The 25,690-nt window shown below is 35.3% G+C and carries 29 protein-coding genes and 2 pseudogenes; 11 read left to right on the top strand and 20 right to left on the bottom strand.

Annotated features, from left to right (window positions below; all coding sequences use genetic code 11):
- Positions 1 to 199: 199 nt before the first annotated feature.
- Complete coding sequence (locus tag AAHI02_RS10385; protein ID WP_346986582.1) at positions 200 to 412, top strand: hypothetical protein; 213 nt, start codon at positions 200 to 202, stop codon at positions 410 to 412.
- Between the two features lie 76 nt (positions 413 to 488).
- Here the strand turns inward: AAHI02_RS10385 and AAHI02_RS10380 are convergent, their stop codons facing one another.
- From AAHI02_RS10380 to AAHI02_RS10360, 5 genes are all read right to left on the bottom strand, one after another.
- The gene (locus tag AAHI02_RS10380; protein ID WP_346986581.1) at positions 489 to 1,154 is read right to left on the bottom strand and encodes a DUF3575 domain-containing protein; all 666 of its coding nucleotides are present in this window, start codon (positions 1,152 to 1,154) and stop codon (positions 489 to 491) included.
- 188 nt (positions 1,155 to 1,342) lie between these two features.
- A complete protein-coding gene (locus AAHI02_RS10375) occupies positions 1,343 to 2,197 on the bottom strand; it encodes a type II CAAX endopeptidase family protein (RefSeq protein ID WP_346986580.1) in 855 nt (284 codons plus the stop codon).
- Positions 2,198 to 2,260: 63 nt separating this feature from the next.
- Positions 2,261 to 2,920, bottom strand: coding sequence for a DUF2461 domain-containing protein (locus AAHI02_RS10370; protein WP_346986579.1), 660 nt, complete (start codon positions 2,918 to 2,920; stop codon positions 2,261 to 2,263).
- Positions 2,921 to 3,209: 289 nt separating this feature from the next.
- Positions 3,210 to 3,668 carry a hypothetical protein gene (locus AAHI02_RS10365; protein ID WP_346986578.1) on the bottom strand — a complete coding sequence of 153 codons (459 nt, stop codon included), beginning with the start codon at positions 3,666 to 3,668 and terminating at the stop codon, positions 3,210 to 3,212.
- Between the two features lie 697 nt (positions 3,669 to 4,365).
- Positions 4,366 to 4,545, bottom strand: a complete 180-nt coding sequence (locus tag AAHI02_RS10360; protein WP_042719990.1) for a SymE family type I addiction module toxin — start codon at positions 4,543 to 4,545, stop codon at positions 4,366 to 4,368.
- A gap of 199 nt (positions 4,546 to 4,744) precedes the next feature.
- On the opposite strand from AAHI02_RS10360, the gene AAHI02_RS10355 reads away from it, so the two are divergent.
- Positions 4,745 to 4,963, top strand: coding sequence for a helix-turn-helix transcriptional regulator (locus tag AAHI02_RS10355; RefSeq protein WP_089853392.1), 219 nt, complete (start codon positions 4,745 to 4,747; stop codon positions 4,961 to 4,963).
- Positions 4,964 to 5,068: 105 nt separating this feature from the next.
- Here AAHI02_RS10355 and AAHI02_RS10350 read toward each other — a convergent pair whose 3' ends face one another.
- From AAHI02_RS10350 to AAHI02_RS10295, 12 genes and pseudogenes are all read right to left on the bottom strand, one after another.
- A complete protein-coding gene (locus tag AAHI02_RS10350; protein WP_346986577.1) occupies positions 5,069 to 5,569 on the bottom strand; it encodes a hypothetical protein in 501 nt (166 codons plus the stop codon).
- Positions 5,570 to 5,639: 70 nt separating this feature from the next.
- Positions 5,640 to 6,446, bottom strand: a complete 807-nt coding sequence (locus AAHI02_RS10345; protein WP_346986576.1) for a hypothetical protein — start codon at positions 6,444 to 6,446, stop codon at positions 5,640 to 5,642.
- An 87-nt stretch (positions 6,447 to 6,533) separates the two neighbouring features.
- The gene (locus AAHI02_RS10340; RefSeq protein WP_346986575.1) at positions 6,534 to 7,457 is read right to left on the bottom strand and encodes a hypothetical protein; all 924 of its coding nucleotides are present in this window, start codon (positions 7,455 to 7,457) and stop codon (positions 6,534 to 6,536) included.
- Between the two features lie 124 nt (positions 7,458 to 7,581).
- Positions 7,582 to 7,773 (bottom strand): annotated as a pseudogene (groEL, locus tag AAHI02_RS10335) (chaperonin GroEL); the annotation flags it as partial.
- Positions 7,774 to 7,807: 34 nt separating this feature from the next.
- A complete protein-coding gene (locus tag AAHI02_RS10330; RefSeq protein WP_346986574.1) occupies positions 7,808 to 8,347 on the bottom strand; it encodes a hypothetical protein in 540 nt (179 codons plus the stop codon).
- A gap of 220 nt (positions 8,348 to 8,567) precedes the next feature.
- Positions 8,568 to 10,193 carry a chaperonin GroEL gene (groL, locus tag AAHI02_RS10325; protein ID WP_346986573.1) on the bottom strand — a complete coding sequence of 542 codons (1,626 nt, stop codon included), beginning with the start codon at positions 10,191 to 10,193 and terminating at the stop codon, positions 8,568 to 8,570.
- A gap of 26 nt (positions 10,194 to 10,219) precedes the next feature.
- The gene (locus AAHI02_RS10320) at positions 10,220 to 10,624 is read right to left on the bottom strand and encodes a four helix bundle protein (protein ID WP_346986572.1); all 405 of its coding nucleotides are present in this window, start codon (positions 10,622 to 10,624) and stop codon (positions 10,220 to 10,222) included.
- Positions 10,625 to 10,671: 47 nt separating this feature from the next.
- Positions 10,672 to 10,951, bottom strand: a pseudogene (locus AAHI02_RS10315) (co-chaperone GroES).
- A gap of 153 nt (positions 10,952 to 11,104) precedes the next feature.
- On the bottom strand, positions 11,105 to 11,839 hold the full coding sequence (locus tag AAHI02_RS10310) for a hypothetical protein (protein WP_346986571.1): 735 nt from the start codon (positions 11,837 to 11,839) through the stop codon (positions 11,105 to 11,107).
- A gap of 312 nt (positions 11,840 to 12,151) precedes the next feature.
- Positions 12,152 to 12,799 carry a hypothetical protein gene (locus tag AAHI02_RS10305; RefSeq protein WP_346986570.1) on the bottom strand — a complete coding sequence of 216 codons (648 nt, stop codon included), beginning with the start codon at positions 12,797 to 12,799 and terminating at the stop codon, positions 12,152 to 12,154.
- A 51-nt stretch (positions 12,800 to 12,850) separates the two neighbouring features.
- Positions 12,851 to 15,238 carry a M1 family metallopeptidase gene (locus AAHI02_RS10300; RefSeq protein WP_346986569.1) on the bottom strand — a complete coding sequence of 796 codons (2,388 nt, stop codon included), beginning with the start codon at positions 15,236 to 15,238 and terminating at the stop codon, positions 12,851 to 12,853.
- A 68-nt stretch (positions 15,239 to 15,306) separates the two neighbouring features.
- Positions 15,307 to 15,885 (bottom strand): HupE/UreJ family protein, encoded by a 579-nt coding sequence (locus tag AAHI02_RS10295; RefSeq protein WP_346986568.1) that lies wholly within the window; start codon positions 15,883 to 15,885, stop codon positions 15,307 to 15,309.
- A gap of 66 nt (positions 15,886 to 15,951) precedes the next feature.
- Between AAHI02_RS10295 and AAHI02_RS10290 the strand changes: the two genes are divergently transcribed.
- From AAHI02_RS10290 to AAHI02_RS10265, 6 genes are all read left to right on the top strand, one after another.
- The gene (locus tag AAHI02_RS10290; RefSeq protein ID WP_346986567.1) at positions 15,952 to 16,203 is read left to right on the top strand and encodes a hypothetical protein; all 252 of its coding nucleotides are present in this window, start codon (positions 15,952 to 15,954) and stop codon (positions 16,201 to 16,203) included.
- Positions 16,179 to 16,439, top strand: coding sequence for a hypothetical protein (locus tag AAHI02_RS10285; protein ID WP_346986566.1), 261 nt, complete (start codon positions 16,179 to 16,181; stop codon positions 16,437 to 16,439). Before AAHI02_RS10290 ends, AAHI02_RS10285 begins: the two co-directional genes overlap by 25 nt.
- Positions 16,440 to 16,478: 39 nt before the next feature.
- Entirely contained in the window at positions 16,479 to 16,628 is a 150-nt protein-coding gene (locus AAHI02_RS10280; RefSeq protein ID WP_346986565.1) for a DUF6702 family protein, read from the top strand.
- Entirely contained in the window at positions 16,597 to 16,878 is a 282-nt protein-coding gene (locus tag AAHI02_RS10275; RefSeq protein WP_346986564.1) for a DUF6702 family protein, read from the top strand. The genes AAHI02_RS10280 and AAHI02_RS10275 overlap by 32 nt, the downstream gene beginning before the upstream one ends.
- Complete coding sequence (locus AAHI02_RS10270; RefSeq protein WP_346986563.1) at positions 16,817 to 16,981, top strand: DUF6702 family protein; 165 nt, start codon at positions 16,817 to 16,819, stop codon at positions 16,979 to 16,981. The genes AAHI02_RS10275 and AAHI02_RS10270 overlap by 62 nt, the downstream gene beginning before the upstream one ends.
- A gap of 93 nt (positions 16,982 to 17,074) precedes the next feature.
- Entirely contained in the window at positions 17,075 to 18,016 is a 942-nt protein-coding gene (locus AAHI02_RS10265) for a phosphatase PAP2 family protein (protein WP_346986562.1), read from the top strand.
- 87 nt (positions 18,017 to 18,103) lie between these two features.
- On the opposite strand, the gene AAHI02_RS10260 is transcribed toward AAHI02_RS10265, so the two are convergent.
- Positions 18,104 to 18,607: an ACP phosphodiesterase gene (locus AAHI02_RS10260; RefSeq protein ID WP_346986561.1), complete on the bottom strand. Its 504-nt coding sequence runs from the start codon at positions 18,605 to 18,607 to the stop codon at positions 18,104 to 18,106.
- A 106-nt stretch (positions 18,608 to 18,713) separates the two neighbouring features.
- Positions 18,714 to 20,066, bottom strand: a complete 1,353-nt coding sequence (gene radA / locus AAHI02_RS10255; RefSeq protein WP_346986560.1) for a DNA repair protein RadA — start codon at positions 20,064 to 20,066, stop codon at positions 18,714 to 18,716.
- A gap of 182 nt (positions 20,067 to 20,248) precedes the next feature.
- Between radA and AAHI02_RS10250 the strand changes: the two genes are divergently transcribed.
- From AAHI02_RS10250 to yidC, 3 genes are all read left to right on the top strand, one after another.
- Positions 20,249 to 20,818, top strand: a complete 570-nt coding sequence (locus AAHI02_RS10250) for a YceI family protein (protein WP_346986559.1) — start codon at positions 20,249 to 20,251, stop codon at positions 20,816 to 20,818.
- A 231-nt stretch (positions 20,819 to 21,049) separates the two neighbouring features.
- A complete protein-coding gene (locus AAHI02_RS10245) occupies positions 21,050 to 22,663 on the top strand; it encodes a CTP synthase (RefSeq protein ID WP_346986558.1) in 1,614 nt (537 codons plus the stop codon).
- Positions 22,664 to 22,835: 172 nt separating this feature from the next.
- The gene (gene yidC, locus AAHI02_RS10240; RefSeq protein ID WP_346986557.1) at positions 22,836 to 24,635 is read left to right on the top strand and encodes a membrane protein insertase YidC; all 1,800 of its coding nucleotides are present in this window, start codon (positions 22,836 to 22,838) and stop codon (positions 24,633 to 24,635) included.
- Positions 24,636 to 24,694: 59 nt separating this feature from the next.
- Here yidC and AAHI02_RS10235 read toward each other — a convergent pair whose 3' ends face one another.
- The gene (locus AAHI02_RS10235; protein WP_346986556.1) at positions 24,695 to 25,294 is read right to left on the bottom strand and encodes a ribonuclease HII; all 600 of its coding nucleotides are present in this window, start codon (positions 25,292 to 25,294) and stop codon (positions 24,695 to 24,697) included.
- Positions 25,295 to 25,690 lie beyond the last annotated feature (396 nt).

Here is a 25,690-nt window from a genome sequence, read left to right as displayed (position 1 = left end):
GAGATTGTAAAACTATTCAATTGGTATAAATTTTGTTAAAATGATTTTTAAATGATTGAAGTATTGAGGAAATGTTAAGTAAATATAGTATTTGTGTTGAAAAATTCATTACCTTTATATTAAATTTAAGCAAGACCCCCGAATTTTGGTAGGGTGTTTGATATAAAAATGTAGTTTTAATTAAAATCCAAAAATATAGATGAAAAATATCCAAGACGAATTTCAGGTTTTTAAAGATGAATTGAGAAAGTTGAATATCGAAGTTCAGAGAGTGGTAAAAGTGGGGAACGGAAGCATGGATTTCCATGAAGTATTTTATAAATCCCCAAGATACGAAGATGTGAAAAGTGTATATGTTCAGAGACATAATCTGGATAATATACTGGAAAAATTTAAGCAAGCCTATCATTAAAAATAGAACCGCGGCTCAGAGAATCTGAGCCGCGGTTTTTTACAATATCTAATCATTCTACGATCATCACTGCTCCTTAAAATCTGTATCCCAATGATAATCCAGTTCGGAAACCTATCCACGGACCGTCGATAATGACTCTTGCTCCGTTGGTGTTGGTTTCTACGGTATAATTGACGAAAGGAACATCCATATCTTCAATTTCCCTTTTCAGCTGGGCCTGCATTTCTGGAGTCAGCGGAATGTCACTTGTCATGGTAAAGTCTCCTTTTCCTGCCCCGTAATGAGCTCCTGCAATCCAAAAGTCGAGTACAAGATTACGGCTGCTGGTGAGAAAAAACTGCGCACCGACCATTACGCCTCCGCTATTGCCATTAGCATTTCCAAAGCCTTTCAAAGGGATTTGATACGTTGTTCCACTATACGTAAAGTCATAATAATAATCAAAAGTGTTTGTGGTTATTTTCGAATATCTGTAATAAGGAGCGACATAAAATCCTTTTCCGTAGCCTGCTCCAAGATAAAAGCGCGGCTCTATGGTAAAGTTGAAAGATTTAGCTTCCAGGTTCTGAAATCTTCTTTCATCATCATCACTTAAGAAAGAATTGATGAAAGGAATCTTTCCTTCAGGCATAGCTCCAAAGCCCATATTTACGGAGAGCCAGCGGTTGATCGATCTTTCGTAGGTGAGGTTGATATTTCTGAACGCGTACGCCGTAACGTTTGTTTTTATAATATTCATTTTTTCTGAAGGCGGCGCTGAAAGGGGTGTTTCCTGTGCTTTGCATACCGTAAGCGCAAAGCAGGATGCGATGAGTAGGATTTTTTTTCATGATTTACTATTTTGTGATTGGTATTTTGGTGAAAGCAAAAAACGGGCAAAAAAATTTAATATAAATATACTTTTAGATTAAAATAAGTTTCTTTTTGCTAACGAACTAATCTCTCAGATGTATTAAAAGTGGTTTGATTGCTAATGTGATGCGATTTCTCCCGTGTATTTTTCGATAAATTTTTAGGTTTGAAAAGTATAATCGTTGATATCCCCCAAACGGTAATAAGAAATCCCATATAGCTTACAATATTTTTATCTGTAAAGTCTGCTGTAAAGGCAATATCAATGGTCGAATGAAAAGTAGCACACACTAATATGCTTGCACGGGAAGAATTAAACAGCCATGTAAGCAATACGCTGCCTGTTAAAAGGCTGAAGAACCAACCTAAAGTTCCTGCAACATCCATCGAGGTGTAACCTGGTCTGTATAAGAAAAGTGGCCAATGCCAGACAGCCCAGAATACAGTAAGAATAATGCTTGATGCCAAAGCATTGAATTTCTCCTGAAATATCGGCAATGCAAAGCCGCGCCAGCCGACTTCTTCTCCAAGACCAAAAAATAACAGATTGTATATGAAAAACGCAAATAATCCGAGCTGGGGAAATTCTTTGCTGGTGAAAATTCCGGTAAGATATATTGGAGACTTATCAATAAAATGATTGATTATCATCGCTAAAAAAGCCAACAGAAACGGACTTAATAATGCAATAAGAATATATATAATTGGTCTTATATTAAGACAATTTTTCAGTAGACAAATTACTCCTTCTTTTTTTTGGTAGATGAATGTAGTGAGCAAGGATGCGGTTAAAGGACCAAGCCCACCAATGGCATGATGATAGGGTAGAACCGGTAAATTGGAAAGACCAAAAACGTGTCCGTATAAAGGAAGCCAAATCAACCAGCTGATGAAGTATGCAAGGCTGAAATAGGTTATTAGTTGTTTCATTGTATTTTTTTGTGTTTTATTGATGCAGGTTGCTTAAAGATTTTAACGTGAGTCAGTCAAAATTTAAATTAAAGATTGTCCATTCAGATCTGTAGTGAGCACTTCACTCATATAATCAAAGAAGGGGAGCATGGCCAATAAGGTGAGTATAGCCTCTTTCCTGAAATCATCCGATAAAACTTCCTGATCGGTAAATGGTCGCATGACGACGTATTGCTTTTTCCGGATGAGGTCGATGGCAGGATGGTTTTTATCGAAACCTCTTGGCGCTGTTTTCACGGCATCGCCTTTTATTTCTTTAAAATAGTTGACGAAAGTATCGTCTGAAGTAATCTTTTCAATCTCCGCGGTACTGATTTCAAATTCCTTGCGGATGCGGAGCAGGTCTTTGGCATCCGGTCCCCAGAATCCGCCGCCTACGAAACTGTTGCCGGGTTCCAGATGAATGTAATATCCACCTCTCAGCATCGGTTTTAAGCGGGAATATCCGACTCCGAAATTGGTTTTATACGGTGTCTGGTCTTTTGAAAACCGAACATCCCGGTAAATCCTGAAAATATGGATGCCGTTGACATGGTCATGTTGCTGAAGTTCAGCATAGATATGATTGAAGAGTGCCTTGTTTTCTTTTACCACCGTCTCGTATTCCGCTTTGTGTGCGGCAAACCATTCACGGGTGTTGTTTTTCTCCAGCTGCTTAAGGAATTCAAAGGCTTTTTTCATCCTGATGATTTTTTTTAGCAAATTTAAATATTTACGGGTGAATGACAATCTGCGGGACCAGAGTTCCCTGCAATCTGTCAATAATTAAAGTGAGTTCGATAAAGGATTGAACTCTTTGAAATTTAGAACATATACTTATCAGTAGCGTCGGGCTTTAGCCCGATGAAATTATAGCAGTCTACCATTCGGCTTTAGCCAAAATATGATAGGTTTCGGCTAAAGCCGGATCATCATGTATTGTAGTGTAAATGGGCTAAAGCCCATTTCTATTGATACCATATTCATTAATTCAAGTTTCTAAAATTAAATTTAACTGATTCTCAATTTCTTTTTGTTCTAAAATTTTTTCATCATACTTTACTTCAAGCTTTGTCTTTTTCCAGAAAGGAAACAGGATCAGACCTGAACTTCCTATATTGACAAGGGGCGCATCCGGATATTCAATTTCAATTGTTGTTTTAAATATAGTGTTTCCTTTTATGTAATTCGTTGTTTTGATTCTGTTGGTCAGTAAATCGAAGGCCTGAACTATTCCGTTATCTAAATTTTCGAGTTCTTCGCTGAAATGCGTGTGATGTAAACCGTAGCCCACTACCAATTCTCCAAAAGTTGTTGAAATCCAGAAATCTGAATTTTTAACAGTCAAATATTCGGTTCCATCTTCGTCTTTTGAATACTCAACTTTGCTTCCCAATTTTTCAATGAGAACATTTTTAATTTCTTCAAATTTCTTTTGATTACGGTTCATTTTTTTTGCGGCTAGAATTATTTCTGAATAAGGTTAAATTTCCTGTAAAAATGCTTCACTGGCTTTTGCCTCCCTGTACTGTCGCTAGCGAGACTTTAGAACTAGCGTGAGGGAATTCAAAGGTTTTTTATCTTAGCGATTTTTTAGCAAATTTAAATATTTGCGGATGAATGACAATCTGCGGAACAGAATTATATCATGAATCATGAAAGATGAATTTTTTTTAATTTCTCCTCCTAAACGTAGTGGGTTTTCAAAACTCGTTAGATTTTTACACACGGGGGTAAGAATTGCAAGTCCGCGATGTCGTTTCGACGCGATAGGGCATCATTCCAAGCTGCAACATTGGGTTTACTAATTTTTCAAAAGGGCTGTAAATAGCTGTTATATAACAAATTGTACTTGATTGCCTCTTCGGACTGGTTGATCGGCTCTTCGGACTGGTTGATTGCTTCTTCGGAGGAGTTGATTGTCTCTTCGGAACGGTTGATTGCTTTAACGGAACTCTTGATTATCCTGACAAAGCGGTTGTTTGCCTCAACTGAATACCTGGAGGCCGGTTCTGAGCGATTGAAGAAATCATCAGACTGATTGTGTGGACTAACGTAATAGTTTTTAAAAGTCACGGATCACAAATCTGCGGAATTGGATTGTCTTGCGCAACTTGCAGGAACCCAAATACTGTTTTATGGTTATGCTATTTTGCGACAGTAATCGTTAGCTTGTTTTTCTTTTGTTGGATGTGTACGGTTTTTCCTTTTCCGAAACCCAGCGCATCAAGCCATTTTCCCTGAAGCCGGATTTCCGGGACGGTGATCATCCGGTGATTGCTTTTCTGGTATCTGGTGTGGATTTTAATTTTTCTTGCGTTCATCATGGGTATATTTTTTAGTTTTTGTCGGCTGTAGAGGAGGAAGTCCTGATAGTGCCTGAACTTCCTGCCTGTACAAACCAAGGTAATATGATGGATTGTGTTTTTTATTTAGGTTTAATTTATTAGCAAATATAAAATAATTTTTCGATTTGTCAACTTTCTGTATGACAAAATTGTCATCGAATTAGCTGACATTTGGAACATGACCAGAGATCAGTTAAAAAAAGAATTTGGTAAACGAATTATCATGCTTCGTGAACAGAAGGGCTGGAGCCAATCTGATTTCGCTCGTGCGTGCAACAAAGACCGTCAGGCTATTGAAAAGCTAGAAAATGGAAAAGTGAATCCTACGCTTTATACTTTGCTGGAACTGGCGAATGCTTTGGAAATTTCTTTGGGTGAGCTGGTGGATTTGAAGTGATTTGCTTCTCACGGATTACAAATCTGCAAGATCGGAGATTTTTAACATTAATAAGAGTTATTTTTAATAAAGGAAGGAGCAATATCGTGCTAATAAGGGAATAATTTATTTAATATGAAGTTCTTTAATTTTTGAAATTACAAATTCATTCAAATTTACCGATGTACTACCGTTCTCATTAAAAAAATCATTAATATCAAAATATATTGATTTTGTTTTGTTATTTACTTCTATTGTAATAACATCATAAAATAACTTTTTATCATTTGTCTCAATAGTTTCCAACGCTTGGAAAATAATTCTATGCTTAGGATAATATTTGTCGATCCAACGATACTCAGCATTTACACCTAATTCATGTGTAGATGCATTAACTTTAACAATATCAAAATGTTTTGTATTTTTTATATATTCAAAAGTTATTATTTCATCTTTTCTTTTAACTATAAATTCTTTTTTCTTAAAAAGCCACTTTTTAATTTGCAATATTCCATCACGAAGAGGAGGAATTGCACTAATACATATGATTATGATGACCAAAATACTTATAAGCCAGTTATCTAAAAGAAAGTTTGTAATTGTCTCATATATTGTTGCTTCTTTCATAATTAATAGTTTTAACAATTATTGACTTTTTAATAAATTGAAAATTTCCATAGTAAAGTAATTTTATGAATTAAGAATTTGCAGAATCAGAATACAATTGGGTTTTTAAAAATTCAAGTAGTCGTTTATCATTTTCCTTTAAATCATTAATTTTCCAAAGATCAATTACTGAAAGTATCATATCTGCAATAAACAAACTAATATAATTTAAAGAAACAAACAAAAACATGATCTCAAATTCTTCATTATCTTTGTTGATTTTTGATGAAACCAGATTTTTAATTGCAGTTGGCGAAGAATGTATATGAGTTGAAAATATTTTATAATAAGCCTTAAACATTCTTAAATCAATACCTCTTTTATCTATAATTTCAAATTGTGTATAAATTGTACTTCTATTACCATTAATAATTTGTTTTTTTCGGTTATTATCTAATAATTGGAAATCAAGATTGTTTTCAATTTCAATTAATTGTTTCTCTTCCTTTTCTTTAAAATATTTTTCGTTTTCTTCTGTATAAAACAATGAATTGTAAATCACTTGTGATGAAAGAGTATCGTGATATTCAAAAATTAAGAGGTTTAAATCTGTCGAATAATCATCAATCAGATGCCAATAGATATTACAGGTTTCAAGCTGATTTCGCAATAAAGAATAAATAGTTGATAAATCAATAGAGTCTGAATAATTCTCGGTGCCATTAATTAGACTTAAGATAGTCATATTTGTGTTCAAAACTTTCGCCAAATAATAAGTTGATTTGGTTTTTCTATGATCTTTTTCAAAGATTCCATCAAACTTATAAGAAATGGAGGCTCCTATTTTTGTTAATTTTTCGAAGATTTCAAGCGGAGATGTTGTTTCGGTTGTTTTCATATGTATAGCTGAAAGTCTAGTTCAGGACCTTAACTTCTTAAATTAATTTTAAGTTTGTATTCTGTCAAATCTGTTAAGCCACAAAAATTATTTAAATTTTAATTTTGCATTTGCGAGAAAACCTATCCAACCAGCTTCATTTCTATCTTTTATATTCTTATAAATTTCAACTCCTCCTTCCACTACACCATAGATATTTCCTAAAATTGGAACTTGGCCTATTACAGCACTTGATGTTGATTTAAAAATATTTGCATTACTTAAATGCTTTAAAATTAATTCTGCTAAATATACATCCATAGCTTTTTCTAATTCTTCTTTTGTTTTATAAAAATCTGTTTCGGTTTTAAGTATACTAATGTTGTCGATTTTTTCTCTGAAATTTTTTAATAAACTTTCACTTCTTAAGTCATCTATTATTTCGTGATATGGACCGTCTGATAATTGAAAGTTTGGAATATTTTCACAAATTAAAATTTGAGTTAGTCTGTTTTTTGAATAATTTTTATTTAAATTTTGCGATGTGGCAATGCTATTTGTTACAGAATTTGTAATAAGATCAAAATTGAATTTTTGAGAAATATAATCATCAATCATCAGATTTAACGCACTTGGATTAAGAGACACATCTAAATTTCCCAATTTAAATCCTCTTCCATGATTATCATATCCATTATTTGGTCCAATATTCATTTCCATTGATTTTTCCCAAATATTGATTGGACGTGAATATAATTCATTAACTTTTTTCGCTATCTCTTCATTTTTCCACGAAAATTGCTCTAATCCTAAATTATTTAGATAATATTCTTCATCTAAAAACTTTACATAAGGTAGATTTTCACAATTAAGGGGGCAAACTCTTCTGTTTGCAAACCAAATTTCATCGTAAAATAAAAATAAGCCCATCGGAGAATCTAATAGTGGATTAGGCTTATTGTGTTTTTCTTCAAAATTATTACCGTAATTATATCCAATTGGAGAACTTAGCCCCACAAATGCTTTTCTCATAGTTTTAGTTTTTTTCAAATTTAGGAAAATGTATAATTATAATTCATTTTTTTTCTAACCAAAAAACCGCTCTGAAAATCAGAACGGTTAGTATATTAAATTGCCTCGGTCGCTGACCGCGCTGTTACATCATTCCTGGCATTCCTCCGCCCATTGGCATAGCCGGCTCGTCTTTTTTCACTTCAGTGATCACACATTCTGTGGTTAATAACATTCCGGATACGGAAGCTGCGTTTTCAAGGGCAACTCTTGTTACTTTCGTAGGGTCGATGATCCCTGCTTCAAGCATGTTTATATACTTGTTGGTTTTTGCGTTGCCAGAATTCAGAATAAAATTTAGATGCTGAAAATTAAAATTTTTCGTCTGCGCTTTTTTTCGTTGCATTGTATTCAACTAATGTTGCAAATGCTTTTTTTAATCTTTCAACCAAAACCTGGTCTGTGCCAAAATTAAAAAGTGATCTGTACTTATTGTAATTGGGTCCGCTTATGGAGATATAGTTATAATAATTTCCTTCACCTGCTCGATCATAATCACAGTGTGCAAAAAGTTGTTTGTTTCCGGAAACGTAAAAATCAGAGTATTCATCATTCATTCCGGTAACCTTGTTTAAGTCATAGCTGTATTCGCAAAACTTATTGATTCCATAGTTGCTTCTATAAATAAAAACTCCGTCTTTATAAGAAACAAAAACCCGGTCGTTATATAAGGCTAAATTTTCTTTGAGTTTTCCTGCAATCCAGTCCATTGTTTCCTGCTTGGTGGGTTTGGCTGTTTTACTTTCAGTCGTTGATTTTGTGGATTTGGCAGGTGCTTTTTTCTGAGCATTCAAATTCATACTTGCAATTGTTATTACTAATACAATTGCGGCCTTTAGTTGTTTAGTCATTTTTTTATGGGCTTAATTTTTGTTATTCAAAGTTATCAATTAACTCCAAATCTACACATTTTTTTCATTATATGCATAGTGTTTTGAAGGTCCATAATAGATTTTTATATTATAAAAACTTTGAATGCTAATTAGAAACATCGGTTTAAATAATTAAAAAAACCGCCCTACAAAAAGTAGAACGGTTTATATATAATTGCCTCGGTCGCTGACCGCGCTGTTACATCATTCCTGGCATTCCTCCGCCCATTGGCATGGCTGGTTCGTCTTTTTTCACTTCAGTGATCACACATTCAGTGGTTAATAACATACCGGATACGGAAGCTGCGTTTTCAAGGGCAACTCTTGTTACTTTTGTAGGGTCGATGATTCCTGCTTCAAGCATGTTTACATACTCGTCAGTTTTTGCGTTGTATCCGAAGTCACCTTGTCCTTCTGCTACTTTCGCAACGATTACAGAACCTTCACCACCTGCGTTGGCAACGATTTGTCTCAATGGCTCCTCGATCGCTCTTTTTACGATTTTGATCCCTGTGCTTTCGTCAGAGTTGATCCCTGTAAGGTTTTCTAAAGCAGCAATAGCTCTTACCAAAGCAACACCACCACCAGCTACTATACCTTCTTCAACAGCAGCTCTTGTCGCGTGAAGCGCATCATCTACTCTGTCTTTTTTCTCTTTCATTTCCACTTCAGAAGCAGCACCTACGTAAAGAACAGCAACACCACCGGCTAATTTAGCCAATCTTTCCTGAAGCTTTTCTCTGTCGTAGTCAGAAGTTGTTGTTTCCATCTGTGCTTTGATCTGGGAAACTCTTCCTTTGATCTTGCTGTCTTCACCACCACCGTTTACGATTGTTGTGTTATCTTTATCGATAGAAACTTTTTCAGCAGTTCCCAACATGTCTAAAGAGATGTTTTCCATGGTGAAACCTTGCTCTTCAGAAATTACCTGTCCACCTGTAAGGATCGCGATATCTTCCAACATTGCTTTTCTTCTGTCCCCGAATCCAGGCGCTTTAACGGCAGCAATTTTAAGAGAACCTCTTAGTTTGTTTACTACTAAAGTTGCCAAAGCTTCACCTTCCACTTCTTCAGAGATAATTAATAGAGATTTACCTCCCTGAGCAATCGGCTCAAGTACAGGAAGCAATTCTTTCATTGAAGAGATTTTTTTCTCTACCAAAAGGATGTATGGATTCTCCAATTCAGCAAGCATTTTCTCAGGGTTGGTCACGAAATATGGTGACTGGTATCCTCTGTCAAACTGCATCCCTTCTACAACATCAACTGTTGTATCGATACCTTTTGCTTCTTCTACGGTGATCACTCCTTCTTTACCTACTTTTCCGAAAGCTTCAGCGATCAAAGCACCGATGGTTTCGTCGTTGTTAGCAGAAACTGAAGCAACCTGCTTTACCATTTCTGTAGAATCTCCAACTGTTTTAGACTGAGATTTTAAGTTTTCAACAACTGCTGTTACGGCTTTGTCGATTCCTCTTTTAAGATCCATCGGGTTTGCTCCTGCAGCTACGTTTTTAAGGCCTTCTCTTACGATAGCCTGCGCCAATACCGTAGCGGTAGTTGTACCGTCACCTGCGATGTCATTGGTTTTGGAAGCCACTTCCTTCACCATTTGCGCTCCCATGTTTTCTACTCTGTCTTCAAGTTCGATTTCTTTCGCTACAGAAACTCCGTCTTTAGTCACGTGAGGGGCACCGAAAGATTTTTCGATGACCACGTTTCTTCCTTTTGGACCTAACGTTACTTTTACTGCATTAGCCAATGCATCAACCCCTCTTTTTAAAGCGTCTCTTGATTCAATATCGAATTTTATTTCTTTTGCCATATTTTTTTGCTTTTGGCGAATGGCTTTTAGCTTTTGGCTTTAGCTATTCGCAGTTTTGATTTATAATTTGATTTTAATTTCCGTTGAGCCTGTTCCAAAGGGTTACAAGCTTCTTTTTTTAAGGTTGTTAATTCAGATAAAAGATTTTGATAATCATTTTCCTCAATGTAATCCAAATCTTTAGCAAGAATTAATTGGTTTTCGGCTTCGTTGGACGATCCTAATGCTATATTGATGAAATTAGCAAATTCTTTATCAGAATTTCTTCCGCTTCCTTCCGAAATATTATACCCGATGGAAGCAAATGATCTTCTGATCTGAGAGGTCAATCCAAAAATTTCTTCTTTAGGAAAGTTTTTGGTTGAAGTGTAAATTTTTAAAGTTAATTGATGGCTTAATTGCCAAACTTCAAACCTTTTAAAATCTCTCATATACTATTTTCAATGCTGGAAAGCCATTAGCCAAAAGCCATCAGCTATTAGCCTATGATTCCTAGTAAGTCTCCTTCTTTTACAATTAAATAATCTTTTCCTTCCAATTTTAATTCAGAACCTGAATATTTTCCATAAAGAACTTTGTCACCTACCTGAACAGTTGTAGGCTCATCTTTTTTTACCAGGACCAACTGCCACTACGGTACCTTCCTGCGGCTTTTCTTTTGCGGTGTCCGGAATAATAATACCTGAAGCTGTTTTAGTTTCTGCAGCGATCGGCTCGATCAAAACTCTGTCTGCTAATGGTTTAAAGTTTACTGACATAATATATTTAATTTTTTAATTATTCTGACTTGTAATTCGCTAATTGTATGCCAACAGGAGCAAAAGAGAATTTTGGCAGACTTATTTTGTGGGGAGTGGAAAATTTGGCAGAAAAAAAGTCACCTCGTTTTTGAGGTGACTTGTGTATGCTGATTACTTGCATGATTCTTTGTAATCATCAATCAGTTTTTTGTACATATTCGTGAATAATTCTGTTCTGTATTTCATATTGATTCTTGATGCTTCAGCTCCTTTTTTTCCTTTCAGTAAAGCTTTTCGTTCCGCATCCATTGCTTTTTTATTTTCCCTGAATGTTTTATTGGAAAAGTAATCATTCTGTCTAGCTTCATCTACTTTTTTCAGGAATTCCGGGCAATCGGCGCCTACAATTTCGTAGGCTGTATAAAACTTCTTATACAGTGTTTTAAGATTGAATAAGTCTAATGGGCTTAATGAAGGATAATCAACAGGGGCAATGGCAACGGTGTCTTCGGACTTACTCAGATATATCATGACATAGGTAAGCTGGCAGTTGTCTTCATTACCATTAGATCCTGCAGCAAAATTGTTACCGAAGTCAGCCTTACACATCATACTTCTGTAACCATAAAGATTAATGGGCCCTTTTTCCATTAAGGGAAGCATTAAAACTTTTCCTTCTGATTCCAACTCCTGATTTTTATTGACTTCTTTTACCAGACGCTTGTCGAGCTGAAATTGCTCCTGGGTTTCTTCGTTGGTATAGATAAGACTTTTGATCTCGGAGACAGGAATTAATTGTATTTCTGCATCACTTTTTGAGGATTTGAATTTTACATCTTTTCTGTCCAGATTGGCATATTTCGGACCTTTTCCCATGATGCTGAAAGTGGCAACATCAGGAAGCATGAAATCCTGCGCAAAGCCTTTTTTTGGTGCTGCCGTCTTCCATTAAGATTTCAATAGGTATAAAATCTCTTTTTCCGGTATAAAATTGTAGAGATTGGGCAATAGTATGCTGTGTAGTGAATATGAACACTAAAAATACAATGAGTTTTTTTCATGAATTAAAAGTTTTTATCTGCGGCAAATCTAAAAAAAAAGTATCCAGATTCTGAATACTTTTAGAAATATATTTTATGTTTTTATCTTACGGATTCCATAACCATTTTTCTTCCGCCTGCATTGATTTCCTGTTTTAAAACTTCTCTTGTTGATTGATCAATAAAATAGGTGCTGATTGTTTTCCTGTCCTGAATATAATCTGTCGTTTTTACGATCCAGACTTTTTTTGCCATTAAATTCTCCGCTGTTTACATCCTCAATATAAGCTTTTACCACTCCTTTTTTGGCTGCGGGATTATAATCAAAAATCGGAATTTCAGAAGAGTAGTGTTCCTTTAGAGGTAAAAATCTTATTAGCCCAGGGTAAGAATTGCTGTCAAAATATTCAGCAGAAATTTTTTCATCAATCTGATCTTTCTTCTGAGATTTTTTATCGAGATAATAGCCGGTTGCTTTATTTTTTTCAAAATTTAAAACCATATCTCTCATCAAATTGTAAGAGGAGTGATAAACAGGCTGGAAATCTGAAATTCTTACTAAGGTAGAATCTACCCAAGGTTTTCCTGGCGCCTGATTCATTTGTACCGTTGTTTTAATCAGAAGTTTTGTTTTGTCTATCTTTTTTATTTCCGTGGTAATTTTTCCGATTTCCACTTTTTGATCTCCTTTTTCGGCGTACCATACCGCATTGGAAATTTCATTTTTAATGAATTTGGATTCAAGCTTTACGTTACTTGGATTCAATGTTTTTTGAGCAAAAAATTGGGCACTGCTCATTATTAAAAGGATCAGAAATGTTCTCATGATTTTTTTAATAATAAGTAGTGCCTTTTATCTTAAAGTTACATTACTTTTTTATTGCTTTTTTCCGGCAGCCTGCATCGGGTTTACTTTTCCATTGGAAGCTCCTCTTGTATTTGCACCTTCTTTCTGTTTGAATAATTCAAATTTTGAGGCTTGAGAGGTTCCGCCGTCATTACTCCAGAAATTATTGGAAGTATCGATATCAGCAGTTTCTCTCATCGGATCCAACTGGATTGATTTAAGCTTCTTGTCAAAATAATATGTTTTGGAAGCTTTCTGTTCGTTCATTCTCCAGATCTGTGCAGAAGATTTATCTGTCAGTTTTGTGCCGTCCTCAAAAGTAAATTCAAGAATAATAGGCATTACTAGTCCACCTTTATTTACGAAATCAATCTGATACGCCGTAAGATTTTTAAATTTATCTTTTTCTTTTTGGGTTAAAGGCTCAGTTCCATCAAATTTAGAAACATATTCTTTATTGTTGTCAACTTTTTCCTGGCCTCTGTCGTATCTGTAATAAAAATCCTGAGCTTCTTTATCCTTATCTACGTGGAATGTGATGTTTTTATCTTCTCTGTTTCTGATTTTTGAAATATCTTCAAATTCATTCAGAGCAGGTTTATCAACTTTATATTTTACTTCTTTAGGTTCTCTTGGTGGTGTATTGAGATCGGGAGCAGCAATGGTCACTTTATCAATAGCAATATCTACCGGATCTGTCCCATAAAACCATCCTCTCCAAAACCAGTCGAGATCTTCGCCACTCGCATCTTCCATTGTTCTGAAGAAATCTGCAGGTTCAGGATGTTTGAAAGCCCATCTTTTAGCATATGTTTTAAAAGCTTTATCGAAAAGTTCTCTTCCCATAATAGTTTCACGAAGAATATTCAAGCCTGTTGCAGGTTTTGAATAGGCATTAGGGCCAAACTGAACGATGTTTTCAGAGTTGGTCATGATCGGTTCCAGCTGATCTTTCGGAAGTTTCATGTAATCAACGATTGTCCATGCCGGACCTCTTTTTGACGGAAATTTATTGTCCCATCTTTCTTCCGTAAGATATTCCACAAAAGTGTTTAGCCCTTCATCCATCCATGTCCATTGTCTTTCATCCGAGTTGATGATCATCGGGAAAAAGTTGTGACCAACTTCGTGAATTACAACGCCCAGCATTCCGTTTTTAATACCTTCAGAATAAGTTCCGTCTTTTTCGGTTCTTCCGTAGTTGAAGCAAATCATCGGATATTCCATTCCGTTGGCCGCTTCTACAGACTGCGCCACCGGGTATGGATAAGGAATCGTAAATTCTGAATACGTCTTTATCGTATGCGCGACAGCTTTAGTAGAATATTTTCTGTATAAACCATAAGCTTCTTTAGGATAAAAGCTCATTGCCATTACTTTATTGTTGTTTTCGGGAATAAGGACGCCCATTCCGTCCCACACGAATTTCCGGGAAGAAGTCCATGCAAAATCCCTCACATTATTGGCTTCAAAGCTCCATGTTTTTCTTTGTTTTGAATGGTTTTTCTCTGCTTTTTTCGCTTCATCCAGCGTTACAATTTCTACAGGTTCTGTTGCTGTTTTTGATTTGTTATATCTTTCTAATTGTTCAGACGTTAAAACCTGATCATAGTTTTTACATTCCCCCGTTCCTCCAACGATATGATCTGCAGGAACATTCATTGAAACTTTAAAGTTTCCGAAAACCAGTGCAAATTCTCCTCTTCCGGTAAACTGGTGGTTCTGCCATCCGTGAAAATCACTGTAAACGCACATTCTTGGATACCATTGGGTCATGGTGTAAAGATCGTTTCCGTCTTCTGCAAAATTTTCATAGCCGCCGCGGCCACCCATTTTGATTCTGTTGGGAATATTGTAATTCCAGTTTACTTTAAAAACGAGCTTTTCACCTTTCTTTAATATTTTAGGTAAATCAATACGCATCATGGTTTTGTTGACCGTATATTTTAAAGGATTTCCTGAAGCGTCTGTTACTTTTTCAAGATTTACGCCATACCCATTATCGGTTGCAGGCAAATCAGTAGGGCGTAATTGCTGATCGTTAGAAGCTTTCGGAAGGGTAGAAGAATAAGGAAAGTCGGCTTTTTTTACATTTGACTGTTGGTTTTCATCCAGCTGAAGCCAGATGTAATCGAGGTCATCCGGAGAATTGTTGTAGTAGGTTATTGTTTCAGAACCTTTCAGATTTCTTTTATCTTCATCAAGATATGCGGTGATGTCATAATCGGCTCTGTTTTGCCAATAGCCATGACCCGGCGCTCCTGAAGCTGTTCTGTAAATATTGGGAGTGGGAAGGATCGTTCCCAGCTGTTCGAATTTATTTCCGTGGTTGCTTCCGGGATTATTCTGAATATTTTGTGCTGTGAAACCTGCATATGTAAATACAGAAAGGGAAAGTATGGCAACTTTTAGTTTCATAACCGAAATTTGTTTAAGATTTTTCAAATATAATAATAAGTAGCTGAAAATTTAGAAATGTTTCATCCCTAAAATGGAATTCTTTCTAAAGCCATTTTTAATGATAAGGCAAAAACTCCTGAAGAAACAAAAAGCACCCAGTCTTTCTGATTAACCTTAAAAATTTTAAGTAAAATAAACAGAATGAGTAAAATTGCGAAAACAATGGCAATTTGCCCCAGTTCTAATCCGATATTAAAGCCTAAAAGAGGAATGGCAATACTCTGGCTTTTGGCAATCATTACTCTTGCGGTATTCGCAAAACCCATTCCGTGGATAAGTCCGAAAATGAGAGCTAAATAATAATTGGCTTTCATTAGCGTCTGCTTTTTATTCTTCATGAGAATATTATCCAATGAGGTCAGAACAATCGTCAAAGGAATGAGAAATTCTACCCAGGCGGAATTAACTCTAACAATATCAAAAGTGCTTAGCGCCAGCGTGATCGAATGCCCAATGGTGAAAGCGGTGACAAGAATTAAGATTTTTTTCAAATCATTAAATGAGTAAACGGCAATCAGAGCCAACACGAAAAGCTGATGATCAAGTGCATCTAAAGAAATAATATGTTCCCAGCCGAGCTTTAAGTAGAATAAAAAATCCTGCATTTCTAATAATATTATTGGAATGCGATGATACAAAATTTATTTTAACTTTGTGTAAAATTAAATGTTATGATTGTCAATATAGAACTGGATAATACGGCAGATTTTGCATTTATAAAAAAACTTTTAGAAAATATAAAAGGTATTAAGTCTGTTTCTTTAGAGCAGGATGATGAGTTTTATGAAGACGGTACCCCGAAATGGTTTATCGAGAAGCTTGCAGATTATGCAGATCGTCTGGAAGATAAGGATATGATTTCGGAAGAGGATTTTTTTAAATATGTTGATGAAGAAATATGCAGATTGAATTCTCAGAAATAGCAAAACAAACGCTTCGAGATCAAATCATATTTCTTGAAAACATATGGAGTAATCGAGAGATTGTATTGTTCCTTGGTGATATCAGGAAAGTGTCAGATAATTTGAAAAAAGGGAAGTTTAATCTTTACCAGAGATATTCTCATAATGTCCATTCTGCTTTGATCGGTAAAAAAACACGTGCGGATGTTCTTCAGGAAAGAAAACGACCATCTGATAAAAATTCTTCTTTTCTTTGATATGCGACAGGATCCGCAAAAAATCCTAGATTTATTACAATGAAAAAATTACTTTTCTTTTTTCCTGTTCTTTTGGTTCTTTTCTCTTTTACCGGCGCAAAGCATCCTTATCATGTTGGTTCGGTAGAAATCAATTACAATCAGAAATCAAAGACTTTTGAAATTACAGGACGTTTTTTTTCTGGATGATCTTGAGAACGGATTAAATGCCAAATACGCAAAATCCCTGCATTTTAATGATGCTAAATTTAAAAGCCAGCTTAACGAATCCCTGAAAAATTATTCCGCAGAGTATTTTAAATTAAAAACGAATAATAAATTTCTAACTATAAATTTTGTTGGTTACGAAGAAGATCATGAATCGGTAAATATTTATCTTGAGTCTGAAAAAATCGACAATCCTAAAAAAAGTAGAGGCAGCGGTCAGTTTTCTTTATAATTTATTCGACGACCAGCTGAATATCGTTCATATCATCGTAAACGGAGAAAGGAAAAGTGAGAAGCTAACTTATCCCAATCGTTATTTATTTCAACAGTTTTAATGGCTTTCTACCTGATTAATTTCATAAATTTATTTTGATTTAACATAATATAATGTAAATTAGGTAACTTTGCTGCTTATTTTTATAATGAAGATGAGAAAAGCAATTACTATTTTTAGTATATTATTGTATGTAGTGATAAATGGACAGGAAGGAAATGTTATTATTTCCGATACTGTTGTTGCTCAAAAGGATTCGCTATTATCCTATTCTAATGAGAATGCTGAATATTCTTTTCCAAAAAATCAGAGTAAGCAAAATGACATCTGGGGACATTTGAAATACGATGTTGTGACGATGGCTGGTGGCTTCGGAAATGCTTTTACACGTCCTTTATCCTGGGAGAAAAAAGATTACGTGAGATTGGGGGCTACGGTTGCTACAGTAGGAGCTATCTATCTTGCAGATGAGGATATAAGCCGTACTTTTATCCGAAACAGAGAGGATGTTCCTAATGTTTTCAGAAAATTCGGATGGTATTTTGGGAGTCCTCAGATCAATTATGGTATTACCGGTGCCGTTTATGTGACGGGACTTTTAGCTAATAATGAAAAACTCCGCAGGACAGGAGTTTTAATGATTACCGCTGCAAGTGCTACAGGAGTTATTCAGCAGATTTCAAAAACAGTTACGGGAAGGGCCAGGCCGGGAGCGGGATTGGGAAAACATTTTTTTAAACCTTTCGGGCAAGATGCCAATTTCAGGAGTTTTCCTTCCGGACATACCGTTCTTTCTGTCACTACAAGCTATGCATTGTCTAAACAGTTTAAAAATCCATGGATAAAAGGAGGTATTCTGGCAGTTGGATCTATTGTGCCCATCTCAAGGGTGCTTGATGGTGCCCATTGGTTTTCTGATGTAACACTAAGTGCAATCATGAGTATTGCCATCGTAGAAGGAATTGATAAATTTATGAAAAAGAACGGGAAATATGAAGAGGATAAAAAATACAATATGGAACAACGTCCTGTTGGTAAAATTACCTGGAATATTAATGCCGGACCTTTAGGACTGGGAGTTGTCGGACGTTTTTAGTTTTCCAATTGCAGCAGAGCATGGATTCCTTTTGCGTGTTCCAGTAAATCGGGAAAGAAATTATCATAGCATTGCTGAAGAAAATCCTTATTTTTCAAAAAAAGCATCGTGAACGGGAATATCCGGAGATAAATATTTTGCTTTATTAAGGACATTTCTCATGCTGTAACCGATGTTTTCTTCATAACGGTAATTGTACAGCCAATCTCCTTCTTCCATTTTTGAAAGCATTTTTCTGAAATTTTCCGGAAGAAATTCATAATTTTTATTCAATACACGATAAACTTTTGAAGAATGATCTTTCCATCCCTGTTTTGAATGCAAATTCATATCATTAGCCACGAAATAATCCATTGAAACATCAACAAATGCTCCTGCATATAATCTTACCAGAGGTGCAAAAACTTTTTTCGCTTCATGAATAGCGGGATGTGCATCGGTAAAAGTATCAATTGCGCGGTGTAAGGTAATGCCATCCTGAATATCCTTTGGAAAAGAAAACCTGTCTCTGTTACGAATAAAGTCAGCCAAAAACTGGCCGACAATTTGTCCGTCGGTAAACGTGAGGAAAGAATGCGCAAGGTAATTCATATTTTAAAGTTATGAATTATGAGTTATAAATTATGAATTGATCGCAGTAATTAATATAAACTATCATTAGTGAACTGATAACTCATAATTTATAACTAATAACTTTTTAAAACAATCTTTCATGGAAATCTTCAATTTTACTTACTTCTTCTATTTTTATTCCGAATTTTTTCTTTGGGAGCTTATTTAAATTTGATATAAAAATCTTCTCATAACCAAGTTTTTCTGCTTCAGTAATACGTTGTTCAGCCTGAGCAATTGGTCGTATTTCTCCGCTTAACCCTATTTCTCCTGCAAAACAGTAATGTTCAGAGATGGCAATATCTTCATTTGATGACAGAATGGAAGCGACAACCGCCAGATCCAAAGCCGGATCATCCGTTTTTATTCCTCCTGTAATATTGAGGAAAACGTCTTTGGCGCCGAGCTGGAATCCCGCTCTTTTTTCAAGAACGGCGAGAAGCATATTTAATCTTTTGGCATCAAAACCGGTGGAGCTTCTTTGCGGTGTCCCATAAACTGCCGTACTTACTAATGCCTGAATTTCCAGCAGCATTGGCCGGTTTCCTTCTAATGTAACGGCTACCGAATTTCCGGAAAGCTCTTCAAATTTTTTGGTAATTAAAATTTCGGAAGGATTTTTAATTTCTTTTAGTCCCTGTGAAATCATTTCATAGATTCCAATTTCGGAAGTTGATCCGAAACGGTTTTTATTAGCTCTTAACAATCTGAAAAGATGATTTCTGTCTCCGTCAAAATTTAACACGACATCAACCATGTGTTCCAGCACTTTCGGACCGGCAATTTGCCCGTCTTTAGTGATATGGCCAACTAAAAAAACAGGAACATTATTTTCTTTAGCGTATTTTATAATCTCGTTTGAACATTCTCTTATTTGAGAAACCGTTCCCGGTGAACTTTCAATCAACTGAGACTGTAGCGTCTGAATAGAATCGATAATAACAAAATCCGGTTCCAGTTTTTTGGCTTCGTGAAGAATCTTTTCAAGATTCGTTTCTGTAAAAAGGAAGCAGTTCGGATTATGAATATCCGTAAGCCGGTCGGCTCTCATTTTAATTTGAGACGCACTTTCCTCACCTGAGACGTAGAGTATTTTCTTCTTCATTTTTAAAGCCAGCTGAAGCAGAAGAGTAGATTTACCGATTCCGGGTTCGCCACCGATCAAGGTTACGGAGCCTAAGACAATTCCGCCACCCAGAACACGGTTGAGTTCTTCGGAAGGTGTTTTTATTCTCGGCTCTTCGCTGGTTTCAACCTCTATGATATTGATAACGTTTTGTTTTGATTTTGAAAAAGGGGGAGTTTTGTGTGATGAGGTTTTTTCTACAATTTCCTCCACCAAAGTATTCCATTGTCCGCAGTTTTTGCATTGTCCCATCCATTGGGAATATTGTGCACCACAGTTTTGACAGAAATATGCTGTTTTTAGTTTTGCCATGATGTAAAATTATGAAAAAACTTAGAGTCTGTTTAGATTGTAATTTGAGAATTATGAGAAACTTGTTTAACTAAATATTTATATGATGATTTAAATAACCAGAAAAAATATCATAGATCAACGTTATATTGTGATAAGCGGCTTACTTTTGTAGCATAATTTAATTCAAAAAAATAGATACAATGAAAAAGGTATTTTTAACTTTTGTATTTGCACTTTTAAGTGTTGTAGGTTTTGCACAGACGGCTTGGCAGGTTGATCCGATGCACTCTTCCGTTAATTTCAATATCAAGCATATGGGCATCAGCTTTGTGCAGGGAAGGTTTGATAAATTTGATGGTAAAGCTGTCACCAACGGCAATAATCTGGATAATGTGCAACTGAACTTTAATGTTAATGTAAACTCAATCAACACGGGTGTTGAGATAAGAGACAAGCATTTGAAAAGTGCAGATTTCTTTGATGCTGAAAAATTTCCTTTGATGACCTTTATGACAGGTTCTGTAGTGAAAGATAAAAATAACACATATGTGTTCAAAGGTAAACTGACCATAAAAGATGTGACGAAGGAGATTAGCGTTCCTGTTACATTCGGTGGAGTTACCAAAAACCAACAGGGAAAAGAAGTGATGGGCTTTCAGGCTGCATTCAAAGTAAACCGTTTGGATTACAATATCAAATATGATCCTACCGGAGCAGGTGTAGCGAAAGATGTTGACGTAAACTTATACTTTGAAATGGTTAAGCAATAATTTTCATATATAAATTTGATTTAGAAAAAGGTTTTCAGTTTCTGGAAACTTTTTTTTGTTTATGAACCTCTGATTTTGAGAATTATGTTCATAAACGACATTTGATATTTAATATAAAATCAAAAGATATTTTTGATCATTTCTATTTAATCAAAATTAAATTAAGATTTAAAATCACAACAAAATTGCTTTGTATTTCTTTTTCCCATAACTTTGCACAAACCTAATCTAATGAGTAAAAAGAATACAAAGTACATCTTTGTGACAGGAGGTGTAACTTCATCTTTGGGAAAGGGAATCGTTTCTGCTTCTCTGGGACTTCTGCTAAAATCACGCGGCTTCAACGTAACCATTCAAAAGCTTGATCCTTATATCAATATCGACCCGGGAACACTGAATCCTTATGAACACGGAGAATGCTATGTAACCGAAGATGGTGCGGAGACGGATCTGGATTTAGGCCACTACGAGCGTTATCTTGATGCTCCTACTTCCCAAAACAACAACGTGACAACCGGGAAAATTTATCAGACTGTAATCGAAAAAGAAAGAAAAGGAGATTTCCTTGGAAAAACAGTTCAGGTCATTCCTCATATTACGAACGAAATCAAAAGAAGAATCAAAATTTTATCGAAGCAGAACTACGATATCATTATTACGGAGATCGGTGGAACGGTAGGCGATATTGAATCTTTACCTTATATTGAAACCGTTCGTCAGCTGAAGTGGGAATTGGGCGAAAAAAATTCTATGGTAATTCACTTGACATTGTTGCCTTATCTTGCTTCAAGTGGAGAGTTAAAAACAAAACCATCCCAGCATTCCGTTCGTCAGCTGATGGAAAGCGGAATCATGGCCGATGTATTGGTTTGTCGTACAGAACATAAAATTCCGAAAGATCAGAGGGCAAAACTGGCTCAGTTCTGTAATGTTCCTTTGGATAATGTAATTGAATGTAAAGATCTTGAAACGATCTATGAAGTCCCGATGTATCTTCAAAAGCAAAACTTTGATGATGTGGTTCTTAAAGAATTGGATCTTAAAAGTGATAAAGATGCAGACCTTAAAGATTGGAAGTCTTTTTTAAAGAAATTCCAGAATCCTAAAAAATCTGTCGAAATTGCATTGGTTGGAAAATATGTTTCTCTTCAGGATTCATATATTTCAATTGCTGAAGCTTTCAAGCATGCGGGCGCAGATCTTGAAACGGAAGTGAAAATAAGATGGGTGTACAGTGGAGATATTACTGAAGAAAATATTAAAGATACTTTGAAAGGGGTAGATGGGGTTCTGGTTGCACCAGGTTTTGGTGACAGAGGAATTGAAGGAAAAGTTCTTACCGCTCGGTATGCAAGGGAAAATAAAGTTCCTATGCTGGGAATTTGTCTGGGAATGCAGATCATGACTGTTGAGTTTGCCAGAAATGTTTTAGGATACACGAAAGCTAATTCAATGGAATTCGACACTTCTACAGAACATCCTGTAATTTCAATAATGGAAGAGCAGAAAAATGTTATAGATAAAGGCGGAACAATGCGTCTGGGAGCCTGGAAATGCTCTTTGAAAAATGGTTCTAAATTAAATGATATTTACGGTACTAAAAATATCACAGAAAGACATCGTCACAGATACGAATTTAATAGTGATTACCTTGATGAATTCGAGAAAAACGGATTTTTAGCAACAGGTACAAATCCGGAAACAGGATTAGTTGAGGCGCTTGAAATGCCGGATCATCCTTTCTATGTTGGGGTGCAGTATCACCCGGAATATAAAAGTACGGTAGCAACACCGCATCCTTTATTCAGAGCTTTCATTAAAGCTTGTGGAAAAGAAGTAAAGTAATGTAATCATTACAAACGTTATATATAATAAACTCAGACTGATTATTCTCAGCCTGAGTTTATTATATAGTAATGTATTATAGTATAGAGTTTTGATAAAAAAACTGTATTTTTGTCGACTCAAAATATATTACATAATATATTTAAATAGGTAAAATTTTAATAAAAATAAAATGCAACAGAACAACGGACTCGATAAAAGTCAGATTATTAGTTTTGCGGTTTTATGTTTGGTGCTTTTCGGATTTATGTTTTATTTCCAGAACAAACAATCCAAAGAAGAACAGGTAAAAGCTGAGCAACAAAAAACCGAGCAGGTAAAAAACGCCGTAAAACCATCTCAGGCAAATAATATCAATCCTAATGTAACGCCTGGCGCTATTCAGACTGCGAGTCTCTCCAACAAAGAGCTGAACGTTGAATTCAACAGCCTGGGCGGGCAGGTTTCCAAAGTAGAGCTTGCTGAATACAAAGCATATGATCGTAAAACGGATAAGGCAGATCTTCCGCTTAATCTCATCACTAAAAATAATTCAAATTATGGCTTCCAGTTCAAGGATAAAACAGGAAAAGTAATCAATACAAAAGATCTTGTTTTTGTTCCTTCTGTTAACGGAAATGCTGTAACGATGACGGCTAATTATAATGGAGCTGTTATTCAGTTCATTTATACTTTACTTCCTAAATATACACTTGATTTTAAAGTGAGAACTCAGGGACTTGCTAAAATTACTTCAGACAACAAAGCTGATTTTATCTGGGATTACAGTGTCAGAAATCTTGAAAAGGGTAGAGCTCAGGAGCAATCTCACTCTGAATTTTCCTACGCCTTTAATAATTATAAGGATTATGATTATGATGGAAGAACAACAATGGAAGAAGAGAAGGAGACTCTTAACTGGATTGGTGTAAAACAGCAGTTCTTTGCTTCTGTGATTGAATCTAAAACTGGATTTACACACAGTAAAGGAAATCAGGAAACGATTGAAGAAGGTGAATATCTGAAAAAACTGAATTATGAAGGTTTTGTTCAGATGACCGGGAGTGAACTGAATCAGGATTTCACATGGTACTTTATGCCATTAGATTTACCTTTATTAAAATCTTATGATAAAAACTTTGATGAGATTCTTCCTTTGGGATGGTCTTTCATCGGATGGATGAACAGAGGATTCTTTATCCCGATGTACAATATTATTGCCGATTGGGGACTTACAGCTGGTTGGGTAATTTTCCTGATGACCATTATTGTTAAATTGATCTTATCACCGATCATGTACAAACAGCATAAGCTGAGTGCCATGATGAGAGTGATTCGTCCTGAAATTGATGAAGCTAATGCTAAGCTGAAAGATGCAGACCCGATGAAAAAACAGCAGGCAACGATGGAAATTTATCGAAAAGCAGGTGTCAATCAGATGGCTGGATGCTTGCCGGCTTTAGTTCAAATCCCTATTTTTTATGCATTGTTCCGCTTTTTCCCGAATTTTATTGATTTGAGAGGGAAAGGTTTCTGGTTTGCAAAAGATCTAACGGCTTATGATGATTTGATTAAATTACCATTTAAAGTTCCGTTCTTGGGAGATCATTTAAGTATTTTCGCTTTGGCTTGTACGATTGTGATTTTGATTTATACCATCATGACTTCAGGTAACATGCAACAACCACAGCAGGAAGGAATGCCAAATATGAAAGTGTTAATGTACATTTTCCCTGTTACATTCTTATTCTTCCTTAATACCTCTGCATCTGGTTTATCATGGTATTATTTTGTATCGAATGCTATCAATATCTTGATTATTCTTGTCATTAAATATGTAATTCTTGATGAGAAGAAAATTCACGCACAGATTCAGGCCAATAAAGAAAAGCCTAAAACTGAAGGTAAATTTCAGAAGCGAATGCGGGAAATGATGGAGAAAGCTCAGCAGCAGCAAGCTTATCAGGAACAACAGAAAAACAAGAAGAAATAAAATAAAAAAAGAGAAGCAAATTAAAGCTTCTCTTTTTTTGTTTTAGATAGGTCGTTTGATTAGCATTCATTTTCCATGCTGTAATCTAAACGAAATGATCTTCTATGATATTTTGTTGGTCCAAATTCTATCAAAGCCTGTTGATGTTTTTTCGTTGCATAACCGAAATTGGTATTCCAGCCATATTCCGGGTGCTCATCATGAAGTTCAATCATCAATTTATCTCTGTAATTCTTCGCTAAAATAGAAGCCGCGGCAATAGACAACACTTTAGAATCCCCTTTTATAATGCATTCATGGGGAATATAATTATAAGGATGAAATCTGTTTCCGTCAACTAAAATCAGTTCAGGACGAATTTTAAGCTTATCCAAAGCCAGGTGCATGGCATGAATACTTGCGTTAAGAATATTGTGTTCATCAATAAATCCTGCAGGAAGTTCGGCAATCGCATAATCTTTTACATTGTCTTTTATATATTGGTCAAGACTCATTCTTGCCTTAAAATTCAATTTTTTAGAATCATTGACTAAATTTTGGTTGAAACTATGATCCAAAATAACCGCTGCCGCTACCACAGGGCCGCATAGGCATCCCCTGCCTACTTCATCGCATCCTGCTTCAATGTAAAAGACCGAACCTTTTCTCAATAAATCCATAAGTATATTATATGATGAAATATAAAAATAGGTAAAATTAAGTATTTTGTGAGAGAATACTGTACTGAAAATCCACCATGCGATGAATCATTAATTTCATCGAAGAAGTTTATAATTGCATTATCTTAAATATAAGCTAATCAAAATTCATTCTTGCCTTGATATTCAGTTTTTTAGAATCATTAACTAAATTTTGGTTAAAATTATGATCCAAAAACAACTGTTGCTGCAACCATTGTCAGTATAAACGGCTTTTACCTACCTTATCATATCCTTCTTTGACGTAAAAAAATGAGTTTTTTTTTAACATATTCACAATTATGTTATGTATTAATATAAAAAAACACTTTAAATTAAATATTTTTAACAAAAATATTTGTTTACGTTAAGAAAGTT

This window comes from Chryseobacterium sp. POE27, assembly GCF_039727685.1.
Lineage (GTDB): Bacteria > Bacteroidota > Bacteroidia > Flavobacteriales > Weeksellaceae > Chryseobacterium.
Note: the sequence above shows the minus strand (reverse complement) of the source record. Positions and strands in the feature narration are given on the sequence as shown.

Bases quoted from the DNA above. Each gene is read 5' to 3' on its own strand.
- AAHI02_RS10385 (WP_346986582.1), top strand. From the start codon at position 200: ATGAAAAATATCCAAGACGAATTTCAGGTTTTTAAAGATGAATTGAGA.
- AAHI02_RS10380 (WP_346986581.1), bottom strand. From the start codon at position 1,154: ATGAATATTATAAAAACAAACGTTACGGCGTACGCGTTCAGAAATATC.
- AAHI02_RS10375 (WP_346986580.1), bottom strand. From the start codon at position 2,197: ATGAAACAACTAATAACCTATTTCAGCCTTGCATACTTCATCAGCTGG.
- AAHI02_RS10370 (WP_346986579.1), bottom strand. From the start codon at position 2,920: ATGAAAAAAGCCTTTGAATTCCTTAAGCAGCTGGAGAAAAACAACACC.
- AAHI02_RS10365 (WP_346986578.1), bottom strand. From the start codon at position 3,668: ATGAACCGTAATCAAAAGAAATTTGAAGAAATTAAAAATGTTCTCATT.
- AAHI02_RS10360 (WP_042719990.1), bottom strand. From the start codon at position 4,545: ATGATGAACGCAAGAAAAATTAAAATCCACACCAGATACCAGAAAAGC.
- AAHI02_RS10355 (WP_089853392.1), top strand. From the start codon at position 4,745: ATGACCAGAGATCAGTTAAAAAAAGAATTTGGTAAACGAATTATCATG.
- AAHI02_RS10350 (WP_346986577.1), bottom strand. From the start codon at position 5,569: ATGAAAGAAGCAACAATATATGAGACAATTACAAACTTTCTTTTAGAT.
- AAHI02_RS10345 (WP_346986576.1), bottom strand. From the start codon at position 6,446: ATGAAAACAACCGAAACAACATCTCCGCTTGAAATCTTCGAAAAATTA.
- AAHI02_RS10340 (WP_346986575.1), bottom strand. From the start codon at position 7,457: ATGAGAAAAGCATTTGTGGGGCTAAGTTCTCCAATTGGATATAATTAC.
- AAHI02_RS10330 (WP_346986574.1), bottom strand. From the start codon at position 8,347: ATGACTAAACAACTAAAGGCCGCAATTGTATTAGTAATAACAATTGCA.
- groL (WP_346986573.1), bottom strand. From the start codon at position 10,193: ATGGCAAAAGAAATAAAATTCGATATTGAATCAAGAGACGCTTTAAAA.
- AAHI02_RS10320 (WP_346986572.1), bottom strand. From the start codon at position 10,624: ATGAGAGATTTTAAAAGGTTTGAAGTTTGGCAATTAAGCCATCAATTA.
- AAHI02_RS10310 (WP_346986571.1), bottom strand. From the start codon at position 11,839: ATGCTTCCTGATGTTGCCACTTTCAGCATCATGGGAAAAGGTCCGAAA.
- AAHI02_RS10305 (WP_346986570.1), bottom strand. From the start codon at position 12,799: ATGAGAACATTTCTGATCCTTTTAATAATGAGCAGTGCCCAATTTTTT.
- AAHI02_RS10300 (WP_346986569.1), bottom strand. From the start codon at position 15,238: ATGAAACTAAAAGTTGCCATACTTTCCCTTTCTGTATTTACATATGCA.
- AAHI02_RS10295 (WP_346986568.1), bottom strand. From the start codon at position 15,885: ATGCAGGATTTTTTATTCTACTTAAAGCTCGGCTGGGAACATATTATT.
- AAHI02_RS10290 (WP_346986567.1), top strand. From the start codon at position 15,952: ATGATTGTCAATATAGAACTGGATAATACGGCAGATTTTGCATTTATA.
- AAHI02_RS10285 (WP_346986566.1), top strand. From the start codon at position 16,179: ATGCAGATTGAATTCTCAGAAATAGCAAAACAAACGCTTCGAGATCAA.
- AAHI02_RS10280 (WP_346986565.1), top strand. From the start codon at position 16,479: ATGAAAAAATTACTTTTCTTTTTTCCTGTTCTTTTGGTTCTTTTCTCT.
- AAHI02_RS10265 (WP_346986562.1), top strand. From the start codon at position 17,075: ATGAGAAAAGCAATTACTATTTTTAGTATATTATTGTATGTAGTGATA.
- AAHI02_RS10260 (WP_346986561.1), bottom strand. From the start codon at position 18,607: ATGAATTACCTTGCGCATTCTTTCCTCACGTTTACCGACGGACAAATT.
- radA (WP_346986560.1), bottom strand. From the start codon at position 20,066: ATGGCAAAACTAAAAACAGCATATTTCTGTCAAAACTGTGGTGCACAA.
- AAHI02_RS10250 (WP_346986559.1), top strand. From the start codon at position 20,249: ATGAAAAAGGTATTTTTAACTTTTGTATTTGCACTTTTAAGTGTTGTA.
- AAHI02_RS10245 (WP_346986558.1), top strand. From the start codon at position 21,050: ATGAGTAAAAAGAATACAAAGTACATCTTTGTGACAGGAGGTGTAACT.
- yidC (WP_346986557.1), top strand. From the start codon at position 22,836: ATGCAACAGAACAACGGACTCGATAAAAGTCAGATTATTAGTTTTGCG.
- AAHI02_RS10235 (WP_346986556.1), bottom strand. From the start codon at position 25,294: ATGGATTTATTGAGAAAAGGTTCGGTCTTTTACATTGAAGCAGGATGC.